Origin of the sequence: Shewanella glacialipiscicola, from assembly GCF_023283485.1 — a bacterium.
GTDB lineage: Bacteria > Pseudomonadota > Gammaproteobacteria > Enterobacterales > Shewanellaceae > Shewanella > Shewanella glacialipiscicola.
In genome coordinates this window covers 47972-64149 of the sequence record NZ_JAKILU010000007.1, presented here as the reverse complement: position 1 = coordinate 64149, position 16178 = coordinate 47972, and the positions used below count along the sequence as shown (strand labels likewise).

Sequence of the window (16178 nt, the reverse complement as noted above, 5' to 3'; positions counted from 1 at the left end):
TACAGTGCCCGACATCAAGCTCTTTGCTGGGAACGCCACCCCCAGTCTCGCTAGAAAGATAGCCGATCGTCTATTTTGCAAACTCGGAGACGCAGTGGTTGGTCGTTTCAGCGATGGTGAAATCAGTGTCCAAATTAACGAAAATGTACGTGGTGCCGATGTGTTCATCATCCAATCCACTTGTGCGCCGACAAACGACAACCTGATGGAACTCATCGTGATGGTTGACGCGCTGCGCCGTGCATCTGCTGGCCGTATCACCGCAGTGATTCCTTACTTTGGTTATGCTCGTCAAGACCGTCGTGTTCGTAGTGCACGTGTACCTATTACCGCTAAAGTTGTTGCCGATTTCCTGTCTAGCGTGGGTGTTGACCGCGTTTTGACCTGTGACCTGCACGCTGAGCAAATTCAAGGCTTCTTTGATGTTCCCGTTGATAACGTATTCGGTAGCCCTGTGCTGCTAGAAGATATGTTGGCGAAGAACTTAGATAACCCTGTGGTTGTTTCTCCTGATATCGGTGGTGTTGTTCGCGCTCGCGCAGTAGCAAAACTGTTGGATGATTCTGATCTAGCTATTATTGATAAACGTCGCCCACAGGCAAACGTTGCTCAAGTAATGCATATCATTGGGGATGTTCAAGGCCGTGACTGCATTATCGTTGACGATATGATCGACACAGGCGGCACTCTGTGTAAAGCGGCTGAAGCCTTGAAAGAACATGGTGCAAACCGCGTATTTGCCTACGCAACTCACCCTGTATTCTCAGGCAATGCGGCTGAAAATATCGCTAACTCAGTGATTGACGAAGTGATTGTGACCGACACTGTCCCTCTAAGCGCTGAAATGCTGAAAGTGGCTAAAGTAACGCAGTTAACTATGTCAGCAGTACTGGCAGAGGCGATTCGTCGCGTGAGCAACGAAGAGTCAATCTCTGCGATGTTCCGTCACTAATCGTTATAAACTGATTTAGGTTATTTCAATACAGCGAATTTAGTGGGCTGTGTGGCCATAACCCGTCAGACAAAAAAACGCACTCTTATGAGTGCGTTTTTGTTATTGTTTTTTATGCGAATCGCTTTTATGTAAACCGTTTTTTATGCTCGTCGTTTTAATGTACTAGATTTTAAAGTTACTCACAGCGCGGAATAAAAACTCCGCCTGCGCTTTAAGATCATCCGACGCATTTGCATTCGCAGCAGCGGCATGTGATGACTCCTCAGCAATATCTCTGATCACTACCACGTTCTTACTCACTTCGGCAGCAACCATACTTTGCTCTTCAATCGCCGCAGCAATTTGAGTGCTCATGTCCATGATATTACGCACGTCTGTATTGATAAGTTTCAATAATGATCCCGCGCTCGCGGCTTGCTGCGTGCTCTCTTCGCCTTGCTTTTGGCTCGACTCCATTAACTGCACAATTGAGCGGGTACGAGTCTGCAGCGTTTGAATTATGCTAGCAATCTCTTGAGTTGATGATTGCGTGCGCATCGCTAAATTACGTACTTCATCGGCAACAACGGCAAAACCACGGCCCTGCTCACCCGCTCGCGCTGCTTCAATCGCAGCATTTAAGGCCAAGAGATTAGTCTGCTCGGCAATACCGCGGATCACATCTAATACGCTACCGATTGTTTCACTGTCACGCTCTAATTCATTCACTACTGTTGCCGAACTATTTAGCTGTTCTGCAAGCGACTGAATTTTATGAATCGTTTGCTCGACCTCCAGTTGACCACTTTGCGCATTATCATGGGTTTGACTCGCTTTAGATGCTGCTAATTCGGTTGTTTTAGCAATTTCCTCAATAGTAGCGCCCATTTCAGTTATCGCTGTTGCAACCATATCGGTCTCATTAAGCTGCTTACCTACGCCTTGGGAGGCGAGCTCAGCATTTTCGGACACACGTTTACAGGAAATATTGATAGTTTCTACAGAATCGATCACTTGCTCGATAAGATGTTGGAAACTACTCACCATACTATTGAAATGTTGCGCAATTTCGCCAAGTTCGTCTTGCGTGGAAGCATCGCACCTCAATGTCAAATCTTTACTCACTTCGATGCGAGCAATAATCTGCGTGATACGTGCAACCGGCGCGATAATACTGCGGATAATCAAGTAAGTAATGATTGATAGTAGTAACGCAATAAATATGAACACAGTAATACCGATATTAACGCTACTACTCTCAGCATCATAAATAGCCTTAAGCGCTAGATTATGTAAGTCATTCGCACTGCTTTCCGTTTGTAGGTTTGCAGCTAAGACCCGCGCCATAGTACCGTCATTATCGGTCAAACCAAGCTGCTGCTCTTTATTAATTAAGCTTTTGAAATCCTTTTGATATTGAGTAATAAGCTCTTCAATTTTCTGTTGAGTATTAATATCAATACTCGAGGCATGAAGCTTGTCATTGAACTTACCAATATTGGTGTCGAAGGTTTCAACATAACTTAACTCACGACGCAGCATAAAATCTTTTTCATTACGCCTCAGTTGCAGCATAGCCACTTCAAGTTCAAGCTGATTGTATTGCTTAAGCAGCGCTTCAACGTTATGCACCGCAGCTCGTAATGTGCCGTACAAACCCGTTTTAGGTGTTAAACCAATCTCTTGTTGTAGCTGCACCACTTCAGAGAAAGCGGTTTGATACTGATTTAAATTATGGTCAAAACTTTCAAGTGATACAGTCGACACACCGTAATCTTTAAAGACTTTCTCTAACTCAGGGACAATATTGTCGATTGCCATGTGGCTTTGCTTATGCAGTTCGACATATTTTAAGTCCTTGCGAGCGAAAAAATCCTTTTCATTTTTACGCAGAATTAAGACGTCGCGCTCTAACTCAAGCACACTTTGAGCCGCTTTGGAAAGTTCCGATTTCACCGAATTTGAATGGAGTTGTAAGCCAAACATGGCAATTAGTGCCGAAATCGACACGGCAGCACTGAGTAACAACTTTGAGCGGATTAGCATAAAATGCCTCGATTGAATAATCTATCTTAAAAAATAGTTGGGAGCAGGCCTTTAACAGCGCTTATATATCAATATGTTAGTTAGCACTTAACTTTTAACATTTGATTTTTGATTTTTGTCGATTTAGGTTCCTATATTAATCTATCAGACCATTTTAGCGGCTCACTTACGTCATACATAACATCTTTCTATAGCATTCTGCTTTAATAAACTCATAAATAGTTTTGCCACAACCAGTCTGTCTAATTTTAGACAAACATATTCAATGAGTTAAATAAAATAAATTCAGATTGAAATGCATTTCACTCCAAATAATTAAAATGTTATGCGGTAATATTTATCGTTCTAAATCTTTTGTCTATTGACTACGGTAAAACGACAACACTCCATTATTATGGCAGGGTACTATGATGACCGCAGGGTTCCTGCCACTCGATAGCGCAATATTCGACTTCAAACGAATTATCTTAATAAGCCAAGACAACACGGATTGACCAAGCATAACGAACAAATCCAATTAACAACTTTGCTCACTCGGACTTTGGGTACTGCAACGTGAACTAGACCTCTTGCTATAGGCTAAAAAATTAACGACTTAAAACTCAATACAAGGAAGCACACTCTATGAGTAACCTCAATTTGACTGACACTAGCCTATTTATTTCTATGCTTTATTTAAGTCTGATAGCTAATGTATTCGCAGCGCAAAGCATCGATAAAAAACTCAGCATAGGTAATGATGTTCAACTGCAAATAAAAGTCCAACGTGGGGATGTAACCATTCAAACCTGGGATAAAAACGAGGTGAGTGTTAGCGGAACATTGGATGAATTGAGCGAAGGTTTTATATTCGAGCAACAGGAAAACAATCTTAATATCGAAGACAAAATGCCCCGCCACTACAATAGTGGTAGTAACACTAGCTCGCAGCTCACCATTAAAGTGCCACAAGCAGTAAAACTCAGTGTCGATACCGTCTCTGCTAATTTGCAACTCACGGGCATAAAAGGTGAGCTCGAGTTAAATACTGTGAGTGGCAATATCAGCGCCAAAGCCGTTGATGGTAAAATCCAATTTGAAACCGTATCAGGCATGCTTCAAGATACTGATAGTCAAGGTGAAATTAGCTATCACCTCGTGAGCGGCGATTTAACTAGTCAATCTCGGGCCGAAAAGGTCACGATTGAACAGGTATCTGGTGAAGTGAATGCAAACTTGAGTGTTGCCAAGGAAGTCACCCTCAAAACGGTCAGTGGCGACGTGCAAATATCACTGGCGAAAAATCTCACAAAAGCCAATTTAGAAAGTGTGAGTGGCGATATTATGCTGACTTTTGTTGATATGCCCGATGCTAGCTTTGATTTAAATGGCGGCCCTAGTGGAAAAATCAATAACGCGTTAACCCAAGATAAGCCTGAAAAACAAAAATATGCTCCACGTGCAGAGCTTGCATTCCAAACAGGCTCAGGCGCTGCCAAGGTAAAAGTGAATACCATCAGTGGCGAACTGACACTAAAAAAGCGGTAGTCATTCCAGCTTTTAGCACACAAAAATGCCACCACGAGTAAAACTCGGGCGGCATTGTTATATCAAGTTAGCGAACTTGAACGATAAATTAGACTGACGTAATTTCTTCAGCAGTCAAATATCGCCACTCGCCTAACGCGAGTGCGGGATCTAATTCTATTTGCCCAATGCTTTCACGGTGCAAATCTGCCACGTGATTACCCACAGCGGCAAACATACGTTTCACTTGATGGTACTTACCTTCGGTGATGGTTAATCGCACTAATTGCGGCTCAATAATCTCCAGTAGAGCAGGCTTTGTTAAACCATCCTCACCGCGTAATTCAACACCGGCAGCAAATAGCGCAATTAAGCTAGTATCAACCGGATCAGCCAGTTGCACTAAGTAACGTTTGGCGCACTCTTTTTTCGGCGAGGTGACTTTGTGTGACCACTGGCCGTCGGTCGTGATGAGCACAAGCCCTGTGGTATCAGCATCTAAACGGCCAGCAATATGCAAAGTTTCAGGCTTTGGTACATCGAGTAAACTTAATACCGAAGGATAGGTCTCATCAATCGTTGAACAAATCGTATCGACCGGTTTGTTAAGCATCAAATAGCGCGCGCCCACTAGCGCTATCCGTTCGCCCTCAAGGCAAACATGCATAACTTCACTCACTTTAAAGCCCGAATCTTTAACCACCACACCATCGCAAGTAATGTCACCGCGATGCAGGGCTTTTTTCGCTAATGAGCGAGTCAGTGAGGTGCTCTCACAGATAAATTTGTCTAAACGCACGTTAATACTCAACTTCAATAAAGAAAACTGCCATATTATGAGGCCGACCACTTCAAAGGGCAAAACATTGCTACTGCCAAGCGATGCCTCCAGTAAGAATTATTCGCTGTCGTTAAGGGAGAAATGACATGACAGAAAACCAAAAGATGATCACTGGCCAAGAATATGATTGCTTTGCCAGCGAACTATTGAGTGTAAGAGCGCAGCAACAACGACTAAATCGGTAATTAAATCAAATGATTGAGCAAGATAATCAAGATTACGCTCAACGCTGCCAACAACTCATTCCCCATAAAGCATCAACGGCGACAATATCTACGCCTATTTTTATCAGTTACGGCCTCAACCTCACCCTTGCCGATAAGGTGTTTATTAATGTGAATGTCACCTTGCAGGATAACGCGCCCATTGTGATTGGTGAACAGACCATGGTTGGCCCCAACGCCCAGTTTTACACTTCGTGTCATCCGCTCGATGCAAAGCTGCGTTGTTTCGGTTTAGAAACCGCAAAAGCCATTAACGTGGGTAAACGGGTATGGATTGGCGGCGGCGCAATCATAATGCCAGGAGTCAGTATTGGTGATGATGCGATTATCGGTGCTGGCGCTGTAGTGACTAAAAATGTCGCCGCGAAGAGTGTCGTGGTAGGTAATCTTGCCAAACCAATTAAGCAACTGAGCTAACCGATTTTAAAATCTTGCGCTAACCTCAAATAGCTTACATACGCTAGTGCTACCGAGAGTCATATCAATCATCTAATTGGTAACCTTTAGTTACATATGACTCAAGTTAATCCCACGATATAAAGAGTAATGATCTTGTTTCAATTCACACTAAAGCATTAACATACGTTCCATTGCGCCTGAAGCAACCCCATCTTTACCAAAATAACAGCCCCTATAATGGGCACAATAATAAACTCGAAGGAAACAACATGAGAAAAGTACTTATTGGGGGACTGTGTGCCTCACTTATCGCAAGCCTAACTGCTTGTAATGACAAGCCAGCCGAAGTCAAAGCCCCTGAAGCCGCTAAAACAGCCACCGCAGCTGCCGTGACACAAGCATTAGGTTCTGGTATTGAATTTGCTAATTTTGACAAATCCATTCGTCCACAGGATGACTTTTACCAATATGTTAACGGCGCCTGGCTGAAGAAAACCGAAATCCCAGCCGACCGCACTAGCATCGGTGCCTTCTACGATTTACGTGAGAAATCCCGTGACGATGTAAAAGCCATTATCGAAGAAGTCGCAGCAACGCCAAATCTGGCCGCAGGCACTGATGAGCAAAAAGTCGCTGATTTGTATCGCTCATTCATGGATACCGAGACACTCAACAAGCTGGGTGTTACGCCCATTCAAAGTGAATTCGATGCCATTAATGCCTTAAAAGATAAAAATGAATTAGTCGCATACTTTGCCCACAGCCAAATTGCTGGTGCTGGTACGCCAATAGCATTTTATATCGATATCGATGCCAAAAACTCTAGCCGTTATGCGACGCATTTATACCAATATGGCTTAAGCTTGCCAGAAAAAGACTACTACTTTAACGACTCTGAACGCTTCGTTAATATCCGTAAAGCGTTCGTTGCCCACATCGAAAACATGTTTACCCTAGCAGGATTGGCTAACCCAAAAGCCAGCGCTGAGGCTATTTTAGCGTTAGAAACCGACATTGCCGCTAAGCATTGGGATGTGGTGGAAAACCGCGACAGCACTAAAACCTATAACCTGTACCAAGTAAAAGATTTACCAACATTGGCACCGGATATCGACTGGACAGTTTACTTAACTACGCTTGGCGCTGATAAACAAACCGATATTATTATTAACCAACCTAGTTATATCCAAGGCTTAAATGAAGTACTAAAAGCGACCGATTTAGCTACGTGGAAAACCTACATGCAGTGGCAAGTACTGACGCATGCAGCGAATAACCTGAGTGAAGCCCTAGACAACGAAAACTTCGCCTTTTTCTCTAAAACCTTAAACGGTCAAGAAGAACAAGAGCCTCGCTGGAAGCGTGGCGTAGCAACCGTTAACGGTATCCTTGGCGAAGTCGTCGGCAAAGTGTACGTCAAACGTCACTTTACGCCAGAAGCGAAAGAACGCATGCAAGCACTGGTTGAAAACCTTCGCGGCGCTTATGGCGATAGCATCAAAGATTTAGCTTGGATGAGTGACAGTACTAAAGTCGCAGCTGCTGATAAGTTAGCCAAATTCAATCCAAAAATCGGGTACCCGAATAAATGGGAAGATTACAGCAAACTAACCATCAAAGCTGACGATTTAGCCGGTAACGCTATGCGTGCCAGCGAAGTTGAACATGCTAAATCATTAGCCAAACTGGGCGCGCCAATCGACAAAGACGAATGGCACATGACCCCACAAACGGTTAATGCTTACTACAACCCAACCATGAACGAAATCGTATTCCCTGCCGCTATTTTGCAACCACCATTCTTCAATTTGGCGGCAGACGATGCTGTCAACTATGGCGGTATTGGTGCGGTTATTGGCCACGAAATGGGCCACGGTTTTGACGACCAAGGTGCCAAGTTTGATGGCGAAGGCAATATGCGTGATTGGTGGACTGAGCAAGACTTAAAAGAGTTCTCTGCTCGTGGCCAAGCACTGATAGCCCAGTACGACGGTTACTATGTGTTTGACGATTTACACGTCAACGGTGGATTGACCTTAGGCGAAAACATTGGTGACTTATCAGGTGTGACTATCGCTTATCGTGCTTATAAGAAATCGCTTAATGGTAAAGAAGCACCGGTCATCGATGGCTTATCGGGCGATCAACGCTTCTTCATCGGTTTCACTCAAATTTGGCGCGCGAAAGCCAAAGAAGAAGCCATGCGTAACCGCGTAGCGACCGATCCACACTCACCTGCTGAATTCCGTGCTCTGGGTGCTCTGTCTAACATGCCTGAGTTCTACAGCACTTATGAAGTCAAACCTGGTGATGCTATGTATATAGCACCAGAAAAACGAGTAAAAATTTGGTAAGCCAAATTAGCATGGCCGCTCGGTAATAAGTCTGCCGAGCCACAACAATGGCGCTTCCTATCATAGGTTGCGCCATTTTTATTTGGCTCAATCGCAGCGTAATGAATGTGGAACCCTGCGTAAGATGAACAACTCTTAATGATTGATTCAGCATTAATTAAGCAATAGTGACCTATGGTGAATGCGTGACCTGTATAACTCACGTATCACGTATAAGGAAGTAGGCCGCATGACTAAGTTATTTCGTACTTTTTTTATTTTTCTACTGTTATTATCGAGCCGTACTGGTGTAGCCAACCCTCTTGACATCAGTAACAGTAAAACAGAACGTGGTAATTACAGTGCAAGACAGGCACAAAGCCATGATCTGCAAGGTCTATATGCGCTTAGCAGCCAAACCTTTGATACGCCTCGCCAAGCTTTGAATGACTTATCTGTACTACATCATCAAGCCTACGACGCACAAGCTGAACTGGCTCAGTTACTCAGAAAAATTGCCCAGCATTCACCAACACAAGTGATTATTCCTCCGGTGAAAAGCTATCAAAGAGCCGCCGATAAGGTGGCGACAAAATTTAATGGTGACGCCAGTCAAATTACCGACCTTGCGAGGGCCAGTATCGTGGCAGGCAGCATTCAAGATTTAATGCAGGTTTACCAGATCTTAAACGAGCAAACCCAAATGGTAAAACAAAAAAACCGCTTTGCTGAGCCTAAGACGTCAGGCTATCGTGATCTCAATTTACTGGTGCGTTTACCCCAATCGGGCATGATTGCTGAAGTACAATTGCATCTGCAGGATATTGCCAATATCAAAAATGGCCCAGAGCACAAGGTATATGAAAAAGTGCAATTCATAGAAGCGACGGCCAATAAACAAAAAAGATCGTTGAGTGAGTTTGAATTGGCGCAGATTGCCCAATTACGCCAAGAGTCACACAAGTTGTACCACAAAGCATGGCTTAACTATAAACGGGTCGATGAAGCCAGTTTATTAAAAACCTCAGCCGCTTAAACCCTGCCCCTTTCACTCTTGCGCTAGTATTCTGAAAAGGTACTGGCGCTTTTTTATGTTTTACAACGCTAAAAGTCAGTTTAAAAACATTATGCACAAATGCACTCTCTCGCATCGAACAGCTGTTTGAGTATATAATCCCGCGCCATAGCCCTATCAGCAGGAAACGCCATGCACGACATCATCGAGCAACTCCAAGAACGCAGCGAAACTGTGCCTGTGCCACTCGAATTACCTACATTTGAGCAACTCGTCGAAGTCGAAGAGCAAATCCTGATTTCATTGCCGCGGGAGCTAAAAGAATACCTGTTGTATGCCAGCGATGTGATTTACGGCGCAATAGAGCCTGTGACTGCATCCGATCCTTACTCCCACACTTATCTACCTGAAGTGACTTGCTATGCTTGGTCCATCGGCATGCCAAGGGAGATGATTGCCATTTGTCAGCAGGGCGATGCCTTTTACTGTATCGACCAAGATGGCCAAGTACATTTCTGGAAAAATGGCGGCTTTACTGATATCTATTGGGAGTCGTTCTGGGAATGGGTTGAAGAAATCTGGTTGAAGATCAAATACTAATTTTACTTTTATTGCATTGAGAACAATATTATGTCGAAAAACATTGGCTTGAACGCCATCGAAATGAGCTACTTACGCCAATCACTGAGCTTAAGTGCGGCTCAAGTTGGCACGCTCACTAATCATAGTGAAGTCGATGTATTAGCCTGGGAAAGTGGCGAACAAGTTGCACCAGAGCTAGCACAAAAAAAACTACTCGATATTGATGACATTATCGAGATGCAAGTGCTCAATACCTGCGATGGCATTGAAGAGCTATTTAAAAAAGAACCTAAGCGTCACTTAGCTTTCGTGGTGTACTCCACTCAAGCGACTTATACGCAATACAACCCCGAATTTTTAAGTTCATTGCCTTTTACTGAGCTGTACAACACCGCAGCTTGGCGTATCAAGAAAGAGTGTAAATTGGTCTTAGAAGTCGATGTGAGCTTAGTAGCGCTGGACGTAGAAGCTTATAAAGCCTTCCGTGAACCAACCAAAATGAGCGAAAGCCGCGAAAGCCGCGCTAAATGGGCCGCGACGCAGCTTTAATTTAAACCAATACAACACTAAAAAGCAGCAATCATGCTGCTTTTTTATATCTAGCATAAATTGTCAGATAAGTTATTCGTTGTTAATGGATTTCGTAGCAAACTAATTTTTTTATAAAAATAGTTTGTTAGGTTATAAATTGAAATATATGTGCTTAGCATACAAAAACGGCGCCTTTAATCGGCGCCGTTTAACATTAAGACCTTTGATTCATCATTTAGAAATTCATGGTGAATTTAGTATAAACGTAGCGTCCCATTGGGTTATGTACTGAAATCACATAGCCGTAAAGGTCAGTATCACCATCACCAATGGCAAATGGTGGCTCTTCGTCAAAGACGTTGTTCACGCCTAAAGTGAGCTTGAACATGTCATTAAAGCGATAAGTACCTGACATATCTACCAACAATTGCGCATCAATAGTACGCGACTTATTGCTTTCAAAATCGAGTACACCATCAAAATCGATATCAGGAGTATCTTCAAACTCACCGATATAACTTAGATTAATGTTGGCGCCAAAGTTGTCCATAGTCCAGTTAGTAGTGAGTAACCAACGATGTTGAGGAAACTTATATTCGCCAGTGTAATCTAGGCCGTCTTTTTCGAAGTTATGTAAGTAACTGTACTCTAGACCGAATTTTAAATCGCCATAGCTATCTAGCTCAAAACCATAATGGCTAGAGACGTCCATCCCTTGTACATCTTGAGAGCTTAAGTTAACAAAGCTTGAATGGATGATACTAATCGGACCTAGCGTTTGCCCCGCCTGCGGTGTTAAACGCTCACACACAGTGCTACTTTGATCGTTACAATTTGCAGTATAGATATCGCCTAATGGTTGTTTATCAATTTTGTTATCTTGCGTAATACTAAAGAGATCAAAACCCACATCAAACTTCTGGCTTGGTGCCCAGATCATACCAACGTTCCACGTCTCAGACTCTTCAGCATCAAGATCTGAGTTGCCTTCAAATTCAGTGTTGTAATCTAAAGCCTCACAATCCACATTATCGGCAGCACAGCGATAAGTATCGATAAAGAAACTACTTTCACGAGATGGACCTAGGCCAATTTGTGCTAAAGATGGCGCACGAAAACCCGTAGACCAAGAAGCGCGAGCGGTTAACTCATCAGACACGCCCCATTGGAAAGCAACCTTAGGGTTAGTCGTTGAACCAAAATCACTATAATGGTCATATCGACCCGCTAGTTGCAGTTCGAAGTTATCGGTTATCGGAATAGATAATTCCATATAAGCCGCATATTGCTCACGGGATGCTGCAGCAGAAACCGCCTCAGTACCAAAAATCAATCCACGTTGGAATTGCTCATCCGGCACATCACTTACATCTTCTTCGCGATATTCAGCTCCGGCCGCCATCATAATGTCGCGACCACCAAGGGTAAATGCTTGGCCAGAGATATTAGCCGCATAAGACGTCATATTTGACAGACCTTGGCGTACTAAGCTGGTCGTAATGGCATCAATCACTTCTGGTGAGTTAATCGCGCCACCAAATGGGTTATAACGACCGGCATCAATTTCACGTTGTAAGTAATCGGTTCTTACCCAACCTTGGCTACGATCACCCGTTTGAGTTGACTCACTACGACCTTTTTGAACAGAAGCTTCCCAATCCCACTCCTTTACGACACCACGTAAACCCGCCACTAAACGTAAGCTGTCAGATTCGATATCCCAACGTCGCGCGCCCGCATCAACGGTACGAAAACGGCCGATTTCAATATCTTTGCCCCAAGGGTTATTTGGGTGACTACCGGGAACCGTTAATCCAGCATCTTCATCAAGAGGCGTTGGTGCACCACCCGCTTCTGAGGTATTGTGCTGAGCCGCTAATTCAAGGAAGGCAGTTAAATCATCATTAAAATGGTAATCAAATTGACCAATAGCACCGACGCGTTCAGCGGATGGGATCACCAAGTTATATGAACCATATTCAAATAAACAACTGCCGCTCGCTGTTGCACTATCAGCAGGACAAGCGGGATCGATGGTTTTCACCCCATCTACATAGAAATAACCAGGGAAACCACGAGAAGATCTAAAATCCTCCCCCCCATAAGGTGATTGATTTGAAACCCCAAAACGGCCTAAGTCAGTTGCAGCCAAAGTATCATTTTTGAAATAGTCGAGAATAATCGATGCATTGCCTTTTTCGGACTTAGTTCCCCACACGACACTCGCGGTTTTTTCGCCATAATCCGTACCAGAGCTGTCGCCTAAACCAAGGCTGACCTCAATGCCTTCAATGTCTTTTTTGAGGATAATGTTAACCACACCCGCAATAGCATCAGAGCCATAAATAGCCGATGCACCGTCCTTAAGAATATCGATACGTTCGATAGCTGAAACGGGAATATTATTGATATCAACAAATGAATTAGTGATGCCTTCGGCAAAAGCACTCGCCGCAACACGGCGGCCGTTAATCAAGACTAAAGTCGCATCAGGGCCTAAGCCGCGTAAACTAATGGATGCACCACCGTTAGCCGTAGAATCTTGACTGTTTCCTCGGGTAGAAAACGCGCCAGCACCGTTCGCCGGCATACGCTCGAGTAATTGCTGTAAATTATCAAATCCCATATTAGCAATATCGTCTTTGCTAATGGATTGAATCGGTGATGGACCTTCGATATCGGTACGTTTAATACGAGAGCCCGTTACTTCAATACGTTCAACTTTTTCAACACCGTCAGCGGCTTGGACTACTGTAGGGGCTAATGACATAGCAATGGCAATGGCACAAGCACTGGGTAAAATCTGAGGTCTTTTCATACACATCCCTTGTTTTAATTATTTTATCAAACCAAAGCTAATTAATATTTAACCTTAAATTAACAATAAGTAAGATAATGAGTTACAAGAGAAAGTCAATCAGCTAAAAGTAGAAGTGACACTTTTATTACATGTTAAAACAGGACACGTTCTCAACTAACAAACTGAAAAAGAACCCAGAGCCTTTAAGTGATATCTGGTCGTAAATCATCATATTTTAATAACGAGAATAAAGAGGCCGTATGCAAGAAAGTATTATTCATCAAGCGGAGTTTGAAGCTAATTTAGGCTGGTATTGGTTGCTTTCTGGAGCCGCTTATTTCAGCCTCAGCATAGTCGGTATTCCTTTGTTATTGCTTTGGTTTCCGATAGGACTGTGGGGGACTCGCCGTTATATTAGTAATATGAGTGCCCAGCTCACCAGTAATAAGTTGATTGTACGCCGTGGAATATTAACCCGTACCGAAAACACTGTACCTTTGGATAAAATTACCGATATGGCATTGATCCAAGGCCCAATTATGCGTCTATTTGGACTACATAAACTCACGGTAGAAACCGCAGGGCAATCGGGCACAGGTGCCTTGATAAGCTTAATTGGCATTATTGATGCGCCCCAGTTTAGAACCCGCGTATTAGAGCAAAAAGAACGTCTTGCTCAGCCATTGCATCCAACAATTCCCTCACTGCAGCCTGATAATGCGTTATTACAAAACGTGGTAGAGATGGCTGCAAGCCTAAAACGCATTGAAGCCTTGCTCAGCCAAAAATTAAACGGATAAATTGAATAAAACGACTTTGAGTGTCATCACTTTACCTTTAAGGTTGGGCCACTAACCCAGCATGAGCGCAGCGGCGCTTATTCCAACCCTAAGATTAATTTTCAACAGGTATTTTTGATAACGATATGACTGAATCCTCAGTAACTTCTCCCTCATCCTCTTGGATGACACACCTGACTCTAGGCATTAAAGCTATGGGGCCTGGCATTCTTATGGCCGCAGCGGCAATTGGTGCATCCCATTTGGTAGCATCGACTCGGGCGGGCGCCGAATTTGGTTGGCAATTAGCTTGGGTTATTTTAGGGGTTAATTTACTTAAGTACCCCTTCTTTGCCGCTGGTGCACGCTACACCGCTGCTACAGGGGAGAGTTTACTGCACGGCTATCTCAAACAAGGCCGAGGTTACTTACAGCTATTTACTGGACTGAATGTCATCGCCGCTGTTGCCAGCACGGCAGGGGTTTGCATGCTAACCGCCGCTATGTTGACTCAATTTATCCCGCTTCCTATCGATTGGTTAGCGCTGTTGGTCTTGTTGAGCTCATTGGCTTTATTAATTTTAGGGCATTATCAATTACTCGATAAACTCACTAAAATCATCATGTTTGTTCTAACGCTTACCACATTAATTGCCGTTGCCTTGGCTTGGGATCATGCTCAGCCATTAGCGAGCAATTTTGTTTCGCCCTCACCTTGGCAATGGGCCCATGTAGGATTTCTGGTCGCCATGATGGGCTGGATGCCAGCGCCGATTGAAGTCAGCGCTTGGAACTCTCTGTGGTTACTCGAAAAACAAAAAAGCCAAACCGTAACGAAAGCGCAGGCGTTACTCGACTTTAATTTAGGCTACATTATTACGGGGATCCTCGCTGTCGTATTCCTGTCCTTGGGCGCCTTAGTGATGCACGGCAGTGGCGAGCACTTTTCAGATTCCGGTGCACAATTTGCCAACCAATTAATTAATCTTTATAGCCAAGTGATGGGTGGAGACAGTCGCTATCTTATTGGTGCAGTAGCGTTTTTGTGTATTTTCAGTACTACTGTGACGGTTATTGATGGCTATAGCCGCACCTTAGCTATGGGCTGGCAATTACTCAGTGCAACCAACAGTTCTGAGAAACGTCTCACCGGGATCATGCTCGCCATTAGCGCTTTAGGTTTGTTACTTATCCTCTTCTTTAAAGGCGCACTGCTACCGCTACTTGAGTTTGTTATGATCTTGGCTTTTATGACCACTGTCATTTTTGCTTGGTTAAACTATCGTCTAATGACCAGTAGCCAGCTCCCCAAAGCCGATAGATACGGCGCGAAGATGAAGCTACTATCTTGGTTTGGCCTGAGTTATTTACTGATTTTTGCTGCACTTTTTGTTTATTGGTACGCTTTTATTAAATAAACCCATTAATTTGAGAGTATAATAGCCGCTCTTAAACCAGACAGCGCAGCCGCGCCAAGAGATGACCATGATTAATAATGATATTTTGCGCCGTTTGCGCTTCGTGTTTGATTTTAGCAATGCAAAAATGATTAAAATTTTTGCCAAAGCTGGAAGAGAAGTGCCTGTCGAAGAGATAATTGATCTTCTACGTAAAGAAGAGGAAGAAGGTTATAAAGCTTGTAACGACACGACCTTATGTCAGTTTTTAGATGGTCTTATCATCGAAAAGCGTGGTTTACGTGAAGGGGCTGAAATTCCAGCACCTGTTGCACGTTTAAATAACAACTTAATCTTCAAAAAGCTCAGAGTTGCCCTCGAAATGCGTGAAGAGGATATTGTTGCCGTATTGACCTTAGCCGAAGTGCAAATGGCAAAGTCTGAACTCAGCGCTCTGTTCCGTAATCCAGAACACAAAAACTTTAAAGAGTGTGGCGATCAAATCCTGCGTAACTTTGTTCGCGGTTTATCGCTCAAATACCGCGGCGTTTAACGCTAGGTTTAAGCTGGCTGAATAAGCCACGCGCTTTTAACATCAAACGCAGCTAAAGCTGCGTTTTTTATATTCAATTTCACCCAAGCAACAACGCCCTCTTAATGCCTCATCTCATGAGCTTTTTTGTTTAAAACAGCCCACTTCTTGATTGCTGCAAAAAAATGACAAATACCTTGCTCATCGGACAACAAAGATCACATTTCATGATAACCTTACGTGACTTATAGCTCGTATC

12 protein-coding genes and 1 pseudogene are annotated in these 16178 nt (G+C 43.6%); 10 read left to right on the top strand and 3 right to left on the bottom strand.

Going from position 1 to position 16178, the window contains the following annotated elements:
• The first annotated feature begins 4 nt into the window (after positions 1-4).
• Positions 5-952, top strand: coding sequence for a ribose-phosphate pyrophosphokinase (locus L2717_RS07870; RefSeq protein ID WP_220773756.1), 948 nt, complete (start codon positions 5-7; stop codon positions 950-952).
• Positions 953-1117: 165 nt separating this feature from the next.
• On the opposite strand, the gene L2717_RS07865 is transcribed toward L2717_RS07870, so the two are convergent.
• Positions 1118-2980, bottom strand: a complete 1863-nt coding sequence (locus L2717_RS07865; RefSeq protein ID WP_220773755.1) for a methyl-accepting chemotaxis protein — start codon at positions 2978-2980, stop codon at positions 1118-1120.
• Between the two features lie 624 nt (positions 2981-3604).
• Between L2717_RS07865 and L2717_RS07860 the strand changes: the two genes are divergently transcribed.
• Positions 3605-4507, top strand: a complete 903-nt coding sequence (locus tag L2717_RS07860) for a DUF4097 family beta strand repeat-containing protein (protein WP_220774768.1) — start codon at positions 3605-3607, stop codon at positions 4505-4507.
• An 88-nt stretch (positions 4508-4595) separates the two neighbouring features.
• On the opposite strand, the gene rsuA is transcribed toward L2717_RS07860, so the two are convergent.
• The gene (rsuA, locus tag L2717_RS07855) at positions 4596-5348 is read right to left on the bottom strand and encodes a 16S rRNA pseudouridine(516) synthase RsuA (protein WP_220774769.1); all 753 of its coding nucleotides are present in this window, start codon (positions 5346-5348) and stop codon (positions 4596-4598) included.
• 65 nt (positions 5349-5413) lie between these two features.
• Between rsuA and L2717_RS18125 the strand changes: the two are divergent.
• The 5 genes and pseudogenes from L2717_RS18125 (at position 5414) to L2717_RS07830 (ending at position 10429) form a co-directional block, all read left to right on the top strand.
• Positions 5414-5968 (top strand): annotated as a pseudogene (locus tag L2717_RS18125) (sugar O-acetyltransferase).
• 251 nt (positions 5969-6219) lie between these two features.
• Complete coding sequence (locus L2717_RS07845; RefSeq protein ID WP_220774770.1) at positions 6220-8304, top strand: M13 family metallopeptidase; 2085 nt, start codon at positions 6220-6222, stop codon at positions 8302-8304.
• Between the two features lie 229 nt (positions 8305-8533).
• Entirely contained in the window at positions 8534-9319 is a 786-nt protein-coding gene (locus L2717_RS07840) for a RelA/SpoT domain-containing protein (RefSeq protein WP_220774771.1), read from the top strand.
• 171 nt (positions 9320-9490) lie between these two features.
• A complete protein-coding gene (locus tag L2717_RS07835) occupies positions 9491-9898 on the top strand; it encodes an SMI1/KNR4 family protein (RefSeq protein ID WP_220774772.1) in 408 nt (135 codons plus the stop codon).
• Between the two features lie 30 nt (positions 9899-9928).
• Complete coding sequence (locus tag L2717_RS07830; protein WP_220774773.1) at positions 9929-10429, top strand: DUF4447 family protein; 501 nt, start codon at positions 9929-9931, stop codon at positions 10427-10429.
• A 217-nt stretch (positions 10430-10646) separates the two neighbouring features.
• Here the strand turns inward: L2717_RS07830 and L2717_RS07825 are convergent, their stop codons facing one another.
• Positions 10647-13229 carry a TonB-dependent receptor gene (locus tag L2717_RS07825; protein ID WP_220773160.1) on the bottom strand — a complete coding sequence of 861 codons (2583 nt, stop codon included), beginning with the start codon at positions 13227-13229 and terminating at the stop codon, positions 10647-10649.
• A gap of 242 nt (positions 13230-13471) precedes the next feature.
• Here L2717_RS07825 and L2717_RS07820 point away from each other — a divergent pair, with 242 nt between their 5' ends.
• The 3 genes from L2717_RS07820 to L2717_RS07810 all read left to right on the top strand — a co-directional run bounded on the left by L2717_RS07820 (position 13472) and on the right by L2717_RS07810 (position 15940).
• A complete protein-coding gene (locus L2717_RS07820; protein ID WP_220773161.1) occupies positions 13472-14011 on the top strand; it encodes a PH domain-containing protein in 540 nt (179 codons plus the stop codon).
• A 125-nt stretch (positions 14012-14136) separates the two neighbouring features.
• Positions 14137-15408, top strand: a complete 1272-nt coding sequence (locus L2717_RS07815; RefSeq protein WP_220773162.1) for an Nramp family divalent metal transporter — start codon at positions 14137-14139, stop codon at positions 15406-15408.
• A 67-nt stretch (positions 15409-15475) separates the two neighbouring features.
• Entirely contained in the window at positions 15476-15940 is a 465-nt protein-coding gene (locus tag L2717_RS07810) for a YehS family protein (protein ID WP_246611737.1), read from the top strand.
• The last annotated feature ends 238 nt before the right edge of the window (positions 15941-16178 follow it).